The organism is Leisingera aquimarina DSM 24565, assembly GCF_000473165.1.
Classification (GTDB): domain Bacteria; phylum Pseudomonadota; class Alphaproteobacteria; order Rhodobacterales; family Rhodobacteraceae; genus Leisingera; species Leisingera aquimarina.
On the sequence record NZ_KI421504.1, the window covers coordinates 2,131,212 to 2,145,876 of the forward strand.

The window sequence follows — 14,665 nt, forward strand, 5'->3', positions numbered from 1 at the left end:
TGCCTATCTGCGGGACAGCGCGTGATAGAGGTGGGTGAAAGTGGCGGCGCCCAGGATCGGGAACACCAGGTTCACAAGCGGCACCGAAAGCGGCATCGCCATCAGCGTGCCGGCGGCCCAGATCGTGGTGGCATGTTTTCGGCGCAGCTTCTTGGCCTCGGTGGTGCCGATACGGCGGGCAGCAGCCAGGGTGAAATATTCCCGGCCCAAGAGGAAGCCGTTGAGGCCCCAGAAAATGAACAGCGCCGCCGGCGGAAACAACACATAGAGAAACAGCGCCAGAATATTGGCCGCGATCAGCAAGCCGAGGAAGTTCACCGTGTCCCTGATCGCATCCCAGAACGGCACCTTGGATGCCGGGGGCAGGGCGGGGTAGTGCTTGTCCTCCACCGCCTGGGCGACTTCCTCGAGGAACATCGAGGTGATGGCCGAGGCCACCGGCACCATCAGGAACACTGACAGCACCAGCATGAAGAACAGCGAGCCGATGGACAAGAGGTCATCGATCCAGGTGACTTCACCCAGCAGCGGCACGGTTGCTTCCGGCCCCACCAGCCACTGGATCAGCATCAGAAAGCCCGCGTATGCCGCGATCAGCAGGGCAATCGTTAGGCCCAGCCCCAGGAACAGAACCTTGCGGAAACGCGGATCGCCAGTCTGGCCAAGGGTTTTGAAAAAAGCGGTAAAGATCATGCGCTCACCCAGGTGGTTATGGCGTCCAGGTCCGGGCGCGGGCGTTCCGGCGGGGCAGAGCTTTCAGTGGCGATGTGGACAATGCCGGCGATACGTTCGTTGCCGGCCAGGCCAAAGGCCGCACTGCAGAACCCGCGGTCATGGCTGGCCCAGCCGCTGAGCCAGTTGGCGCCCCAGCCCGAAGCCAGAGCGGCATTCAGCAGCGCCAGGCAGACGGCACCGGCGGAGTAGGTCTGTTCCACGGCCGGGATTTTGGGACTGTGTTTTTGCACCTCAACCACCACCACGGCAAGCTGGCCCTGGTCGAACTGGCTGCGGCCCTTGGCAATGTCCTCCGAGGATTTTCCGAGGCGCGTGCCGGCCTCCTCGGTCAGCGCGGCGATGCGGGCCATTGCGGGCTGCTCCACCACGATAAAGCGCCAGGGCTCCAGCTTGCCATGGTCGGGCGTGCGGGCGGCAGCGGTCAGAATTGGCAGCAGCTCATCACGCATGGGCGCTGGCGCTACCAGCGTTTTGGCCGGGCGAGAGCGGCGCGACAGCAGGAACTCGAGAGCGGCGTCATTGCGTGCGGGCATATGTTAAACCTCTTTACATCTCTTGCTGCCTATCTCGGCAGGCCGTGGCGTTTTTTCAAGGGTCGGCGGGCCTTGCGTGCCGAACCTGTGCTGCAAAGGCAGCACCGGCGGGGCAGGGTTTCGTTGACCGGGTGATAGCTGCGGCGCTGCGGCAAAGTCTATGGCCTTTGCCGCCTCGGCAAGGCATGTGAGAGGCTATGGGAAAGTCAAAGAAGAAAGACCTGCCGGACCTGAGCCAACTGTGTGTTCCGGGAATGGAAATCGCGGTGCGGGCCACGCCCAAGGCGGTGCGCAATGCGATTGCGGCGGCAGAGAGCGTGCTTAAGATCTCGGTTGCCGTGGCGCCGGAGATCGGCAAAGCTAATGATGCCGTCCGCAGCCTGCTTGCCGCGGCAATGAACACCGCGGCGTCCAATCTGGACCTGCGCGGCGGTGCAGCATCGCGCGACAAGGTCTTTGTCTACAACGGCCCGGCCTGACGCCTAGTCATCATCTGGCACCAGCCGGTAGACGCCCTCCGGCAGGTCCAGCGCCGCGGCCAGATCCCGAACCTGCAAATGGGACAGGGTGATTGTCTGCACTTTGTCGGTGCGCGGGTCGAATTGTTCGACCGTCACGCATTCGGCAAAGGAATTGATGGTCACATCCTCGGTGAGCGGGGTTCCGTCCTCATCCACCAGGGTAATGACCGTCGAGTCGAATTCATGCTCTATTGTAAACATAAACCCAGCCTGCACTGCCGCCTGGCTGCTGGCAAGGCCTTGCAATCACAGACTATCGCATGGATCCGGCGGCAAAGTTCCGCTGCCAGGCGATTGCCTTCCGCCGGCCTTGCGCGATAAAGTGGCGGAGAACTGCAATAGGATCCGTCATGCGCCGTTTTCTGTGTCTGCTTGCCCTTGCCGTCAGCGCCTGTGACGTGGCAATCGAACCAGCGCCGCAATCTGTTCCGGTTGTCCGGACACCGCGGGTGCAGGGGATGGCACCGGGGGAGGCGCGCAACGCTTTTGCCTCCGTGACCCGGCGGGTGGAGCCGGTGGCAGAACGCGCGTGCCGTAGCCGTACCCAGGGGCTGAATTGCGATTTCCTGATCCGCATCGATCCGAATCCCAACGCGGCGCCCAATGCCTATCAAAGCCTCGACCGTTCCGGCCGGCCGGTGATCACCTTCACCCAGCGGATGCTGGGGCAGATTGCCAATCAGGACGAACTGGCCTTTGTGATGTCGCACGAGGCCGCCCACCACATCCGCGGCCATCTGGCGCGGCAGGCGCAGAACTCGGCTCTGGTCAGCGCCGGCGCCGGGCTGATCACAGCTCTTGCCGGCGGCAGCGCGGCCACCGTCTCGACTGCGCAGGATGTGGGCGGCTATGTCGGCGCGCGCACCTATTCCAAGGATTTTGAGCTGGAGGCGGATGAGCTGGGCACGATCATCACCCACCAGTCCGGCTACCGGCCCAGTATCGGCGTGCGCTTTTTCAACCGGCTGCCGGATCCGGGTGACCGTTTCCTGGGCACCCATCCTGCCAACCCGGACCGGGTGCGGGTGGTGCAGGCCACCATCGACCGCCACGGGCTGAATTGAGCATGGTCGCCAAGGATCAGGCCGCTCCCGCGTTGGAGATGCTGGGTGTGGTGCTGACTGACCGCGGCTCGCGCTATGCTGTGACTGGCGCGCGGGTTACCTCTCGTGAGGAAGTCGATGCGGTGCTGGCTGAGCTGAAGACCGACCGCGCCTATGCCAAGGCCACCCACAACACCTGGGCTGCGATGCTGCGCGCGGGCGGACTAAAGGCTGATGACGGCGAGAGCGGTGCGGGCATGGTGATCCTGCGGATGATGGAGCGCGAGGGGCTTAAGGATCACGTGATCATCGTCACCCGCTGGTATGGCGGTAAGAAACTGGGCGGTGACCGGTTCCGCCGAGTGCAGGATGCGGTGCGCGCGTATCTTGGCCACCTGGGCGGGAAATTCGCCTGAACCCGGTCCCGTTTGACCTGCATCAAATCGGTGCCTCTGCCCTGCCGCTAAGCTGTACCCGAAATGAATGATTCCGGGGAGCCGCGCGATGACCACTCATGCCGATCTGAAAAAACACGCCGAACTGTTTGACCGGATGGCCGGTACCGTCGGGTTGGATCTTGAGGAAGAGGCCGTCGCCGGCACCCTGCGCTTTGACGAGATCGCCGAGGCGGTGCTGCGCTGCAGCCGTTGCGGCGGTGTCGGCGCGTGCCGCAAGTGGCTGGCCGAAGGCCCGCGCCCCGGTGCCGAGGCGCCGGATTTCTGCCGCAACCGCGATCTGCTTGGCTACTTGAACGAGCAGCAGGCCTGACGGCCTCGGATTTTTCCCGGCCTCTTTAAGGAGTTCGAACATGCAGCCACTGGGGGATCCTCTGTACCATTTGCGGCTGATGGCCCGGATGGGCAAGGCCGTGGGGGCGGATCTTACATCTGCCTTTGCCGCGGGGGATATCAGTCACACGGATTGGGCCGCGATGATCACCCGCTGCCGCGGCTGCGGCGCGGCGGATCAATGCGAGGCCTTCCTGTCCGCCCATGACCACGCCGGAGCACCGATGCCGGGTTGCCGCAATGCAGATACTCTGATGCAATTGAAGGACCGCAGCACATGAAGGATATGGCGGCGGAGGCCCGGAGCCTCGGCAATATCTTCCGCCACTTGTGGCTGCTGCGCGCCGTGGCCAGGGCTGCGGGCGTCGATCTGGATCAGGCGGTGAAAGCCGGGCAGCTCAGCTGTTTGGACTATGCCCGGATGGTGACCTCCTGCCGCGGAGCGGGTTGCAGCAAGTCCTGCGCGCTGTGGATTTCCGCCCGCCGCGATGATGACGCCCCCGCCGTTCCGGAGTTCTGTCCAACCGCGGCTGTCTTCCAACGGTTGATGCCTTAGGCCGCAGCGCGGCCTGCCCGGCCTGCCCGGCGGGCTTGGCAGGTCTGGCCTGCGGGATGGTCTGCTACAGCTTGGAGTGGCTGCCGTCGCACAACGGCTTTTTGCCTGAGTGCTTGCAGCCGCAAAAGAACACTTTGCCATCCTTTTCGGCTTTGTATTTCACCGGCTCGAATGCGGTGCCCTTGTGCGAGCCATCGCAAAACGGCTGCTTTTGCGACTTGCCGCAGGCGCACCAGAAATAGGTCTTTCCTTCACTCACCTCGACGGGGAAGGGGGCTTTCTGCGCGATTTCCGGAGTATCTGTCATGGCTGGGGGCGCTCTCTGGCTGGTTGCGGTTGGGGGAAACGTAGCAGGGAAATGGCGCGAGGGGAGGGGAAATTACTCCAAGCCCGCGCAACGCGCGGGCAGCGCCCGACCCTCCCCATGGGAGGGCGCTTCGCACCCACCCATGGTCGAGCGCTGGAGCGCAGTTCCGACCTTTGTATAAATTGACGGATAAGTTTCTTTGTCCGAGGGGTAATACGATAGGCGTGCCAGCTGCTTGTTCGCATATCTTTTGCTAGCTTGATCGTGACGGCTTCTAAGGAACTTAATGCCGGACGACGAGTACAAATACTCGCTATCACCTACTACGGGGTCTACTTCATCGATACCAAGCCTCTCTCGCATGTCCTGGTGGATGTCGTCCAACACTTGGTAGGATTGTTTGAAAACTTTGCGGGTGAATTTCGACAGATTGTTGTTTAGTTGGCAAATCGACTGCATGTAGCTTCGGGTTAACAGCACTAAGTCGAACCTTTGGTAGCTTTCTGCCAAAAGCTCCTTTTTTGTCGCCTTGTCCCTAGCTTTTTTAGGCTGCATAGCGGCAACTGCTGATTTGCTAAGGAAGAAACCCAGCGCGACTTCTTGCGAAGGAAAGTTGCCACTTCGGTCGTTCTTAACATTGGACTTTGAGTATGAGACGGGAAGCGCGTGGTGTTGCGCGCTGTTTCGAACCAGTTCCATTATCCGAAAATCAAGGTCTCCATCTCTCAGCTCTGCTATTGTGCTCCCCCAGAAGCTTGCGCCTTCATTATTTTTGGGGAGTAACTGTGAGATTAGTCGTTTCGTCTGATCAGTGTAGCACTTGACTGCGGTCAGGAGTGCTAAAAGTCTGATATTTATTCGTATTTTGTTTTCTGAGTCGCGGGTCCGAAAATCTCTATCAAGCTTAGAGGAGCCAAAAATTGTTATCCTGCTTAATTCCTCTTCGAACTCTATGTATGTCTCATGTGCAACAATGAAGAGTTCATCAATTTTCTGAATTGTATCTAGCAGGGCGCTGAAGAAGTCGGGTCTCGACGCGGCTTGCGGAACATGATTCACCCACTGCACGACAGTGGCGGGGGTAATGATGCGCGGGACGGACGAGGTGAGCGGATCGCTTTTCAGCTATGTCGATCTTGAGGCCCGCATCCCCGCGCGGCACCCGCTCCGCAAGATCAGGCAGGTGGTCAACGACGCGCTGGCCAGTCTGGATGCCGATTTCCAGGCGCTTTACACTGATTTCGGCCGCCCCTCGATCCCGCCGGAGCGGCTGATCCGGGCGAGCCTGCTTCAGATCCTGTTCTCGATCCGGTCCGAGCGGCAACTGATAGAACAGATGCAGTATAACCTGCTGTTCCGCTGGTTTGTCGGCCTCGGGATCGATGACCCTGTTTGGGTTCCCACGGTGTTCACCAAGAACCGCGAGCGGCTGCTGACAGCCGATATGTCGCGCAAGGTGATGGCGGCAATTCTGGCGCATCGCGAGGTCGCGCCGCTCCTGTCGGACGAGCATTTCTCGGTCGATGGCACGCTGGTCAAGGCCTGGGCGTCGATGAAGAGCTTCCAGCCGAAGGCAGCGGACACGCCGCCCGGCGATGATGGCCCGGACGACCCGCCCCCGACGTCTGTTAACCCCGCCATACAGCCCGCCCAGACCGAACCTGAGACCGCTCCAATGCCCCACGCCACTCGCCGCAGCCGCAATGCCGAGATCAACTTCAAAGGCGAGAAGCGTTCGAATGCGACCCATGCTTCGGTCACCGACCCGGATGCACGGCTCTATAAGAAATCCGCGGGCACAGGTGCGGTGCGGTGCTTCATGGGGCATGCGCTGATGGAGAACCGGCACGGGCTGGTTGTTCAAGGCGACCTGACCCGCGCTGACGGCCGCGCCGAGCGCAAGGCCGCGCTGGACATGCTGCACTGCCATTCCCCCGGATCGACCCGGCAACTGACCTTGGGTGCCGACAAGGGGTACGATGCGGCCGAATTCGTCGCGGATCTCCGCCAGGCCTGCGTCACCCCGCACGTCGCCAGGAAGGCGCGGCATTCAGCAATCGACGGGCGCACAACCCGGCACAAAGGCTACGCCCTGTCACAGAAGCACCGCAAGCGGATCGAGGAGGCGTTTGGCTGGGCCAAAACCGTTGGCGGCATGTCCCAGACCGTCTATCGCGGTGTTGAGCGGGTGCGGTCCCGTTTCATACTGACACTCGCCGCAGGAAATCTCGCCCGGCTGCCCCGGTTGCTGGCGGTATGAGGCTGGGTGAGGCGGCCACAGGCCTGCTTCCAGCTACCCATTCCGGAAGATCGAAGAGGGAACTCATCCCATCAGGGAGAACAGCGTTCCGCTCGCCTGACTAATTCAGCGACCTGCTAGTTGTTGCTCGGCTGTCTTGATCTCTTGTAACTCGAAAGCGTCTATCTCGATATACTTATCATCAAGAAAATTCCGAACTCGTATTAGTTCTTTAATCTGCCCCAAAGGTCATACTCCCCGGCCTCATCAACCTCAACGGTGACAATATCGCCGAGGTTCAACTCTTCAACCCCCTCATCAATGAACAGGTTGCCGTCGATCTCCGGCGCATCCGATTTGGTGCGGCAGGTGGCGATGCCGTCCTCGTCAATGTCATCGACAATGACCTGCATCGTCTGGCCGACCTTGGCCGCCAGCTTGGCCTCGGAGATCGCCTGGGCCTTCTCCATGAAGCGCTCCCAGCGCTCCTGCTTCACTTCTTCCGGCACATGGTCGGCCAGATCGTTTGACCGCGCGCCATCGACGTTTTCGTATTTGAAGCAGCCGACGCGATCCAGTTGCGCCTCGTCCATCCAATCGAGCAGGTGCTGGAACTCCGCCTCCGTCTCGCCGGGGAAGCCAACGATGAAGGTGGAGCGCAGGGTGATATCCGGGCAGGTCGCGCGCCAGGCGCGGATCTCGTCCAGCGTCTTGGCCGCCGCCGCCGGGCGGGCCATGCGGCGCAGCACATCCGGGTGGGCGTGCTGGAAGGGGATGTCCAGATAGGGCAGCAGCGCATTGTCCGGGTCCGCCATCAGTGGGATCAGATCGCGCACATAGGGGTAGGGGTAGACATAGTGCAGCCGCACCCACAGATCATCTGCCGGGGCCAGCCTGCCCAGTTCGCGGGACAGGTCGAGGATATGGCTGCGCACTTCCTCCCCTTTCCAGGGGTGGCTGGAATACTTGCGGTCCAGCCCGTAGGCAGAGGTGTCCTGGCTGATCACCAGCAGTTCACGCACCCCGGCCCCGACCAGCTTTTCCGCCTCGCGCAGCACCGCGTGGACGGGGCGCGACGCCAGTTTGCCGCGCATATCCGGGATGATGCAGAACTTGCACTTGTGGTTGCAGCCCTCGGAAATCTTCAGATAGCTGAAGTGCCGCGGGGTGAGCTTGACGCCGGCCGCAGGCAGCAGGTCCACGTAAGGGTTCGGGGAAGGCGGCACTGCGGAATGCACCGCGTCCAGCACCTGTTCGTACTGATGCGGGCCGGTGACGGCGTGAATGCGCGGGTGATGCTCGCGGATGTACTCCGGCTCGGCGCCAAGGCAGCCGGTGACGATCACCTTGCCGTTTTCCTTCAGCGCCTCGCCGATCGCTTCCAGGCTTTCCGCCTTGGCGCTGTCCAGGAATCCGCAGGTGTTGACGATCACCGCATCGGCGCCTGCGTAGTCGGGCGAGATGCCGTAGCCTTCGGCGCGCAGCCGGGTCAGGATGCGTTCGCTGTCCACCAGCGCCTTGGGGCAGCCGAGCGAGACCATGCCGAGGGTCGGCTGGCCGTCACGGGGGGCGTCGCGGAACTGCGGTTCCGGGGCAAGATCGGGGCGGAGGCTGGGCGGGTTGCTGGACGGGGTACTGGTCATCCGCGCGCGTATATCAGGAATGCGGCAGGAGGCAAGGAAAACGGGGGGTGCTAGGCGTGCCCTCCTGTACACGCCCTGTGCACCGGGAGGCTGCATTTTTGCTCTAGCCCGGCCGAAAGGCCGGACAGCGCCCGACCCTCCCCACGGGAGGGCGCTTCGCACCCACCCAGGGTCAGGCGCTACCCTCCGTTAGGTGTTGAAGCCGGAGCATCAAAGCCCGTAGCCTGCGGCAAGCCTATTTGCATGACGAGAGCGATTGATGCGTGACGAGACAGAAGCGCCGGCCCCGGCCGCCCCGCAGCGCGAGCTGAAGCCCGCCAATGAGAACCCTTGGTATGTGCTGATGACGCTTTACGGGGAGCAGAAGGGGGATGAGATTGATTGGGATCTGCATGAGAAAAACAGGCAGGTTTGGAATGCTTGGGCGGTTAGGGGGGCTCCCCAAAGGTGGGATCATAAGGAATTCTCCCGAGAAGTTGCCAATCTTTTAGAAGTGCCTAGTGCGGAGTGCAATCAAAGCAAGTGGAACGATCTGATTAACGCTCACTTGAAACAAAGTGAGCGAGTGCAAGATGCTTTTAAAAGGGTGTACCGTGAAAGAAATGGGAGTGACGTGCAGGTTCCGGAGTTGCCAAGTGCACTTGATAAAGTCAACTTCTCTGATGTAATATTCGAGGAAACTGTTTGCGCAAAGCAAATGGTTTTCCCTAGAGGAGTGGACTTCACAGATGCCATTTTTGGCAAGCGAACAATTTTTGAACGTACCCTGTTTGGTGCTCAATCCTATTTCTTGGGTGTCGAGTTTGAAGATGGTGTGAATTTAGAGAACTCGATCCATTGATCAGAGACAAGTTTCTTGGACGCAGCGTTTTCTGGAAGGGTTAGCTTTCGCAGTTGCGTTTTTGAAAAAACCGCAACGTTCTCTCGATCATACTTTTACGGGGATGTAGATTTTTCATCCGTAGTGTTTAAGGGAATTGCATATTTTACCGCTGCGAAGTTCGGTGCTCGCCGGGCAGGCGAAAGTGTAACTTTTAGAGATTGCCTGTTTCAGCGCCCTACCAGTTTTAGCAATTGTGTGTTTTTTTTCCTGCTATCCAAATTTGTCTGGTGCTGAGTTGCATGAGAAAACAGTTTTTTCGGCTCAAGCTAGATATTGGCCACAGGAGATTCATCACACATTCGAGCGTGCGCGGGATACTTGCGCCACAATTAGGCACATTCTCGCCAAACAGGGCCTTCCCGAAGATGAGCACTTTTTCTTCCGAAATGAGATGCATTTCACAGGGAAAATCGGTGCTGGATCGTTTTCAATAAGTACAGGTGTTTCCATCTGGCAGCGGCTGCCCTATCTGCTGTTCGGCCTGTTCTCCGAGTACGGTTACTCCATCCTGCGGCCGACGCTGTGGCTCTTGGGGGTCTGGGCCTTGGGATTTGCCGCCTTCTGGGGGTATCTCTCCGGCTGCTGCGTGCCAGCGCCCGACAGCGTGATTGAGCGCCCGATGGGGGCGGCCATGGCACTCAGCTTTTCCAACCTGTTTCCGCTGTTCGGGTTCGGGCGGGTCTATTTCGGCGGGGACTTCATGAGGGAACTGCCTGCTGTGCTGAAAACCCTCGCAGGCTTTCAGACCGTCGCCAGCCTGCCGCTGCTGTTCTTCCTCGGCCTGGGCCTGCGCCAGCGGTTCCGGCTGCGCTAATTCTGCGGCCCAAACGCGCGAAGCATTGATGCGGCAAGAGGCTTCCTGCATTGCACACGCTCCCCCACGCGGTAAGCTGGCAAAAAGACCCTTGGGCTACAGGGGGACAAGACATGAGGAGTGAGCCGATGAAGCTGATTATCCGGGTTGTAACGGCGTTGGTGCTGACGGTGGTTGTGCTGGCGGGGCTGGTGCTGCTGTTGCCAGGGGAGAAAATCGCGCGGCTGGCTGCCGATCAGCTGGAGACGCAGACGGGCCGCAAGCTGTCGTTCGGCGGCAAGGTGCGGTTCACCTTCTGGCCCACGCTGGGGGTGAAGGCGGACGCGGTGACGCTGTCCAATGCGGACTGGGCGGGACCCGAGCCGATGCTGCGGGCCGAGCGGCTGACCATCGGTGTCGCGGCGGCAGAGCTGCTGCAGGGCGATGTGCGGGTCACGGAAGTCTCGGCGATCCTGCCGCATCTGAACCTGGCCACCAACGAGGACGGAACCGGTAATTGGGTCTTTGGCGGTGGTGCGCCAGCCTCCGGCGGCACGGGTTCTGGAAGCAGCAGCGCCCTGCCGCTCAGGATCGAGGCGGTGGAGCTGACCGGGGCCTCGCTGCGCTATGCTGCACATGGCGAAGCGCCGGTGGAGATGAAGAACATCGACCTCAACCTGTTGTGGCCGGACCCGGCGGGAACCGTGATTGCCAAGGCAACCCTGCGCCCGGCCGGGGAGCCGGTGGAGGTGGATGCCGAGATCGGCACCTTTGCGGCGTTCCTGGCGGGTGAGGTATCCTCAATCGGGGCAACGGTGGTAGCACCGGGCGGCAAGGCGCGGTTTGACGGTCATGCCGATATCAATGGCGAAGCCAGCGGGCGGCTGACCTTTGGCGCCGGGAACGCGTTGCAGACGGGTGTCGCACTGGGGCTGGCCCTGCCGGATGCCTTGGCGCAAAAGACCGTGTTCGGCGCCGATGTGACCTATACCGCCGACGGGCGGTTGTCGATGCGCGATCTGGCGGTTGAGCTGGGCGGCAACAAGCTGACCGGAGCCGCGGATGCAGAATTCAAGAAGCGGCCTGAGTTCACTGCGCAACTGCGCGGCGGCGCGCTGGATTTCTCTGCGTTTACCGGCGGGCCGGGCGGGTCCGGGAGCGGCGGGGCAGCCGCAGCTGGCTGGCCGAAGGGCGCAATCGATGCCTCGGCGCTGGGGCTGGCGGATGCTGTCGTGGACCTGTCCTTTGATAGCCTGAAAACCGGTAGCGTGATCCTTGGCGCCAGCACGCTGAACCTGACGGTTGAGCGCAGCCGCGCGGTGCTGAAATTCCTGCCGGCGTCCATGTTCGGCGGCCAGATGCAGGGGCAGGTGGTTGCCAACAACCGCAATGGCCTGTCGGTGGGCGGCAAGCTCTCGTTCAACGGCATCCGTCTGGAGAGCGCGCTGGGAGAAACCGCGGGCTACAGCCGGCTGAACGGCGAGGCGCTGGGGGAATTGGAGTTCCTAGGGGCCGGAAACTCGGTAGACACAATCATGCGCTCGCTCAGCGGTAAGGGCTGGCTGGAAGCGGGGAAAGGGTTCTTTACCGGTTTCGATCTGGAGCAGCTGATGCGCTCGGGCGGAAATGGCGGCAGCACCGTGTTTGATCAGATGACAGCCAGTTACACGATTGAAGGAGGTAACCTGCGCAATCAGGATCTTCTGGTTCTGCTCAAGGGGTTCCGCGCCGAAGGCAAGGGCCGGATCGGGCTGGGCGCGCGGGATCTGGATTACCTGTTTATTCCCCAACTGGTGCGGGCAGGCAGTGAGCAGGTGCTGACCATCCCAGTGCGGATCACCGGCCCTTGGGAAAACCCGGACATCCGCCCGGACCTGAGCCAGGCGCTGCAGCCGAAGATCGACGAGATCGAACAGGAAGCCAAGGACCGGGTGCGCCAAAAGCTGAGTGAGGAGCTGAACACCGAAATCGCGCCGGAACAGAATCTGAACGACGTGCTGAAAGAGCGTATCGAACAGGAAGCCCGGGACCAGCTTCTGAAGCTCCTCGGCGGCGATTGATCTGCCCCGCCGGAGGCCGGGTCAAGAAGGGCCACAGGCCCCCCCCGGCGTAGCCTTGACGCGGGTTCAGGCGCCTTACACTTGCTATGGCGCACCTAAAGGCAGACCTGCCCTTAGATCGTTGGTGTGGATGCCGCTCAGAATGCAAGGCCCGCGTGAGGCTTTCTGAACCTGTGATCGAGTGCGCGCTTGTGTCAGGCCTCCGATTGCGGCTCTTCACATGCGCCGCGGGCCGGGATGGTGGTTCGCGGGCCGGGTCCAACACTTCTCAGCGGGCTGAAAGCCCTGTGAATTACGATGGTTTTCCCTGCCCCGATCCGGTCGATCGGTTGTCCATTCAGCTCATGCCTTCCTCACATCCCCGACGTCCAGAGTCTGGCGTCAGCCTTTATGCTTCAGCCAGAGCCGGAGCCCGGTAGTTTTCATCTTTCGTCAGCATCGCCCAGATCTGTCGAGCCATCTTGTTCGCAAGCGCTGTGGCGACCAGTATACGCGGTTTGTGTGACATCAATTTCCCGAGCCACGTTTCCTCAGAAATGCCCCCGCGGGAAGCCCCGACTATGGCGGTCATTGCTCCAATCACCAGCAATCGCCGGATATCGTGCTGTCCGGCCTTGGACACCCTGCCTAAGCGCGCCCGGCCGNCCGAAGAATTCTGTTGGGGAACAAGTCCGAGCCATGCGGCAACGTCGCGCCCACGCCGGAACGTTTCCACCGGGGGTGCGAAAGCCTCAATTGCCATGGCGGTGATTGGGCCGACTCCCGGCATGGTTTGCAGGCGTTTGGCGCGATGGCCTTTCTTCGACACTTCAGAGATCTGTTCGTCGAGCGCGCTGATCTGAGCGCCAAGGCTCTTGATCTGCTGCATTCGGCTGCAACAAGCGATCCTTGCGGCGACAGGCAAGCCATTGCTCTCGTCCTCAAGGACTTGGATCAATTTCGGAAGATGCTGCAATCCAACCGGAGCGATGTAACCGAATTCGTAAAGATGCGAACGCAGCGAATTGACCAACTCTATTCTCTGCGCGACTGCCTTCTGGCGGATGCGGAACACCACGGCACGCGCTTGTTGTTGCGCGGTCTTCGGTTCGACAAAGCGCATTTGCAGCCGGGTCGCAGCCTCGGCAATCGCGTCTGCGTCGGCAGCATCGTTCTTCTGCCGCTTGACATACGGCGTGACATATTGCGGTGAGATCAGCTTCACGACATGGCCAGCCTTTTCTAACTCCCGCGCCCAGTAATGCGCTCCAGGACAGGCCTCCATAACCACCGTGCAGCCACGGTGTGCCTCGGTCATCCCCCCGATCTTAAGGGGATGCGGAAGTAGAATTTTCTCGGCAGGATGAACGAGGAGATTCCGATGAAGAAGACCCGATTCACAGAAGCCCAGATCATGGGTGTGCTGCGCCAGATGGAGGGCGGTGTGCCTGCCGCCGAGCTGTGCCGCGAGCACGGGAGTGAGGTGGAATAGGAATTGATCCAGTGGATCAATTCCCCGCCGAACCAGCGCCACGCTGTACAAGTGGCGAGCGAAGTACGGCGGCATGGACGCCAGTCTCATCAGTGAGAGCGAGCCTTTGTCCGCCATTGATCCGAGGGCAATGGCGAGCGGCGATGGCCGAGGAGAACCGGCGGCTGAAGCGCATGTACGCTGACGTCAGCATGCAGAACGACCTGCTGAAGGAGGCGCTCGGATAAGTAAGATCCTGAACGCCACTGGTTCGAGAGAAGGATCGAACGATCCGGCCATCCATTGCCCGGCAGGGCATTGCGAAGCAATGTCCCGAGAGGGTCAACGCCGAGAGTTGGCCGTGAAAGCGGTGGCGATGAAGGGCGTCAGCATTGCGCTGGCATGCCGGGCGTTCGATGTCAGTGAGACGTGCTATCGGTACAGCCCGGAGCTGGACGAGGAGAACGAGCAAATCGCCGACTTGCTCCGCGGCCTGGCGGCTGCAAGGAAGACTTGGGGCTTTGGCCTGTGTTTCCTGTATCTGCGCAACGTGCAGGGCCACGCTTGGAACCACAAGCGCGTCTACCGGATCTACCGCGAGCTGGAGCTGAACCTGCGGATCAAGCCGCGCAAGCGTCTGAAGCGGGAAAGGCCGGACGAACTGGCTGTGCCTGAGGCCCCGAATGAGGTCCGGTCGATGGACTTCATGGCCACCCGCTGCGCGATTTGAGGGCTGCGCGCGTGGCCATAACCTCTCAGCGGCTAATCTTCCCGACGTGCTACGGCCCGGAATACGTCAGTGGCACCCTCATGGAATGGGCCGAGAACCGGGGCATTGCCTTGGCCTGCATCCAGCCCGGAAAGCCCCAGCAGAACGCCTATGTCGAGCGCTGCAACCGGACGGTCCGGCACGAATGGCTTGACCTCTACATCTTCGAAAGCATCGAGGAGGTGCAGCAGATTGCCACCGCGTGGCTGTGGTCCTGCAACAACGAACACCCCAACATGGGCAACGGCGGGATGACACCTGCACAGAAACTGAAGATGGCCGCGTAAAATTCTACGACCAAGCCCCCGCAAAACGGGGGGATTACCCCTCCATAAACCGCAGGAA

At 61.1% G+C, this 14,665-nt stretch carries 17 protein-coding genes and 2 pseudogenes; 12 read left to right on the plus strand and 7 right to left on the minus strand.

Annotated features, from left to right (window positions below; all coding sequences use genetic code 11):
* Positions 1-3: 3 nt before the first annotated feature.
* On the minus strand, positions 4-693 hold the full coding sequence (locus AQUI_RS0114600) for an EI24 domain-containing protein (protein WP_027258166.1): 690 nt from the start codon (positions 691-693) through the stop codon (positions 4-6).
* Positions 690-1,268: a nitroreductase family protein gene (locus AQUI_RS0114605; RefSeq protein ID WP_027258167.1), complete on the minus strand. Its 579-nt coding sequence runs from the start codon at positions 1,266-1,268 to the stop codon at positions 690-692. Before AQUI_RS0114605 ends, AQUI_RS0114600 begins: the two co-directional genes overlap by 4 nt.
* Positions 1,269-1,465: 197 nt before the next feature.
* On the opposite strand from AQUI_RS0114605, the gene AQUI_RS0114610 reads away from it, so the two are divergent.
* Positions 1,466-1,747, plus strand: a complete 282-nt coding sequence (locus tag AQUI_RS0114610) for a DUF167 domain-containing protein (RefSeq protein ID WP_027258168.1) — start codon at positions 1,466-1,468, stop codon at positions 1,745-1,747.
* A gap of 3 nt (positions 1,748-1,750) precedes the next feature.
* On the opposite strand, the gene AQUI_RS0114615 is transcribed toward AQUI_RS0114610, so the two are convergent.
* The gene (locus AQUI_RS0114615) at positions 1,751-1,990 is read right to left on the minus strand and encodes a hypothetical protein (protein WP_027258169.1); all 240 of its coding nucleotides are present in this window, start codon (positions 1,988-1,990) and stop codon (positions 1,751-1,753) included.
* 149 nt (positions 1,991-2,139) lie between these two features.
* Between AQUI_RS0114615 and AQUI_RS0114620 the strand changes: the two genes are divergently transcribed.
* The 5 genes from AQUI_RS0114620 (at position 2,140) to AQUI_RS0114640 (ending at position 4,176) form a co-directional block, all read left to right on the plus strand.
* Positions 2,140-2,853 carry a M48 family metalloprotease gene (locus tag AQUI_RS0114620; protein WP_027258170.1) on the plus strand — a complete coding sequence of 238 codons (714 nt, stop codon included), beginning with the start codon at positions 2,140-2,142 and terminating at the stop codon, positions 2,851-2,853.
* A gap of 2 nt (positions 2,854-2,855) precedes the next feature.
* Positions 2,856-3,248: a YigZ family protein gene (locus AQUI_RS0114625; RefSeq protein WP_211236023.1), complete on the plus strand. Its 393-nt coding sequence runs from the start codon at positions 2,856-2,858 to the stop codon at positions 3,246-3,248.
* Between the two features lie 88 nt (positions 3,249-3,336).
* Positions 3,337-3,600 carry a DUF6455 family protein gene (locus AQUI_RS0114630; protein ID WP_027258172.1) on the plus strand — a complete coding sequence of 88 codons (264 nt, stop codon included), beginning with the start codon at positions 3,337-3,339 and terminating at the stop codon, positions 3,598-3,600.
* Positions 3,601-3,640: 40 nt separating this feature from the next.
* A complete protein-coding gene (locus AQUI_RS0114635) occupies positions 3,641-3,901 on the plus strand; it encodes a DUF6455 family protein (RefSeq protein WP_027258173.1) in 261 nt (86 codons plus the stop codon).
* The gene (locus tag AQUI_RS0114640) at positions 3,898-4,176 is read left to right on the plus strand and encodes a DUF6455 family protein (protein ID WP_027258174.1); all 279 of its coding nucleotides are present in this window, start codon (positions 3,898-3,900) and stop codon (positions 4,174-4,176) included. Before AQUI_RS0114635 ends, AQUI_RS0114640 begins: the two co-directional genes overlap by 4 nt.
* Positions 4,177-4,240: 64 nt before the next feature.
* Here the strand turns inward: AQUI_RS0114640 and AQUI_RS0114645 are convergent, their stop codons facing one another.
* Both AQUI_RS0114645 and AQUI_RS31520 read right to left on the minus strand, forming a co-directional pair.
* A complete protein-coding gene (locus AQUI_RS0114645; RefSeq protein WP_027258175.1) occupies positions 4,241-4,483 on the minus strand; it encodes a CDGSH iron-sulfur domain-containing protein in 243 nt (80 codons plus the stop codon).
* A 72-nt stretch (positions 4,484-4,555) separates the two neighbouring features.
* Positions 4,556-5,182: a hypothetical protein gene (locus AQUI_RS31520; RefSeq protein ID WP_156916834.1), complete on the minus strand. Its 627-nt coding sequence runs from the start codon at positions 5,180-5,182 to the stop codon at positions 4,556-4,558.
* A gap of 388 nt (positions 5,183-5,570) precedes the next feature.
* Between AQUI_RS31520 and AQUI_RS0114655 the strand changes: the two genes are divergently transcribed.
* A complete protein-coding gene (locus AQUI_RS0114655; protein ID WP_027258177.1) occupies positions 5,571-6,743 on the plus strand; it encodes an IS5 family transposase in 1,173 nt (390 codons plus the stop codon).
* Positions 6,744-6,946: 203 nt separating this feature from the next.
* On the opposite strand, the gene rimO is transcribed toward AQUI_RS0114655, so the two are convergent.
* Positions 6,947-8,365, minus strand: a complete 1,419-nt coding sequence (gene rimO, locus AQUI_RS0114660; protein WP_027258178.1) for a 30S ribosomal protein S12 methylthiotransferase RimO — start codon at positions 8,363-8,365, stop codon at positions 6,947-6,949.
* Positions 8,366-8,624: 259 nt separating this feature from the next.
* On the opposite strand from rimO, the gene AQUI_RS0114665 reads away from it, so the two are divergent.
* From AQUI_RS0114665 to AQUI_RS0114675, 4 genes are all read left to right on the plus strand, one after another.
* On the plus strand, positions 8,625-9,206 hold the full coding sequence (locus AQUI_RS0114665; RefSeq protein WP_027258179.1) for a pentapeptide repeat-containing protein: 582 nt from the start codon (positions 8,625-8,627) through the stop codon (positions 9,204-9,206).
* Between the two features lie 15 nt (positions 9,207-9,221).
* Positions 9,222-9,482, plus strand: coding sequence for a pentapeptide repeat-containing protein (locus AQUI_RS32505; RefSeq protein ID WP_084294414.1), 261 nt, complete (start codon positions 9,222-9,224; stop codon positions 9,480-9,482).
* Between the two features lie 157 nt (positions 9,483-9,639).
* Positions 9,640-10,062: a hypothetical protein gene (locus AQUI_RS0114670; RefSeq protein WP_027258180.1), complete on the plus strand. Its 423-nt coding sequence runs from the start codon at positions 9,640-9,642 to the stop codon at positions 10,060-10,062.
* 128 nt (positions 10,063-10,190) lie between these two features.
* The gene (locus AQUI_RS0114675) at positions 10,191-12,101 is read left to right on the plus strand and encodes an AsmA family protein (protein ID WP_027258181.1); all 1,911 of its coding nucleotides are present in this window, start codon (positions 10,191-10,193) and stop codon (positions 12,099-12,101) included.
* Between the two features lie 388 nt (positions 12,102-12,489).
* On the opposite strand, the pseudogene AQUI_RS28080 reads toward AQUI_RS0114675, so the two are convergent.
* Positions 12,490-13,371: pseudogene (locus tag AQUI_RS28080) on the minus strand (IS110 family RNA-guided transposase); the annotation flags it as partial.
* Between the two features lie 90 nt (positions 13,372-13,461).
* Between AQUI_RS28080 and AQUI_RS31975 the strand changes: the two are divergent.
* Positions 13,462-14,607 (plus strand): annotated as a pseudogene (locus tag AQUI_RS31975) (integrase core domain-containing protein).
* Positions 14,608-14,665: the final 58 nt, after the last annotated feature.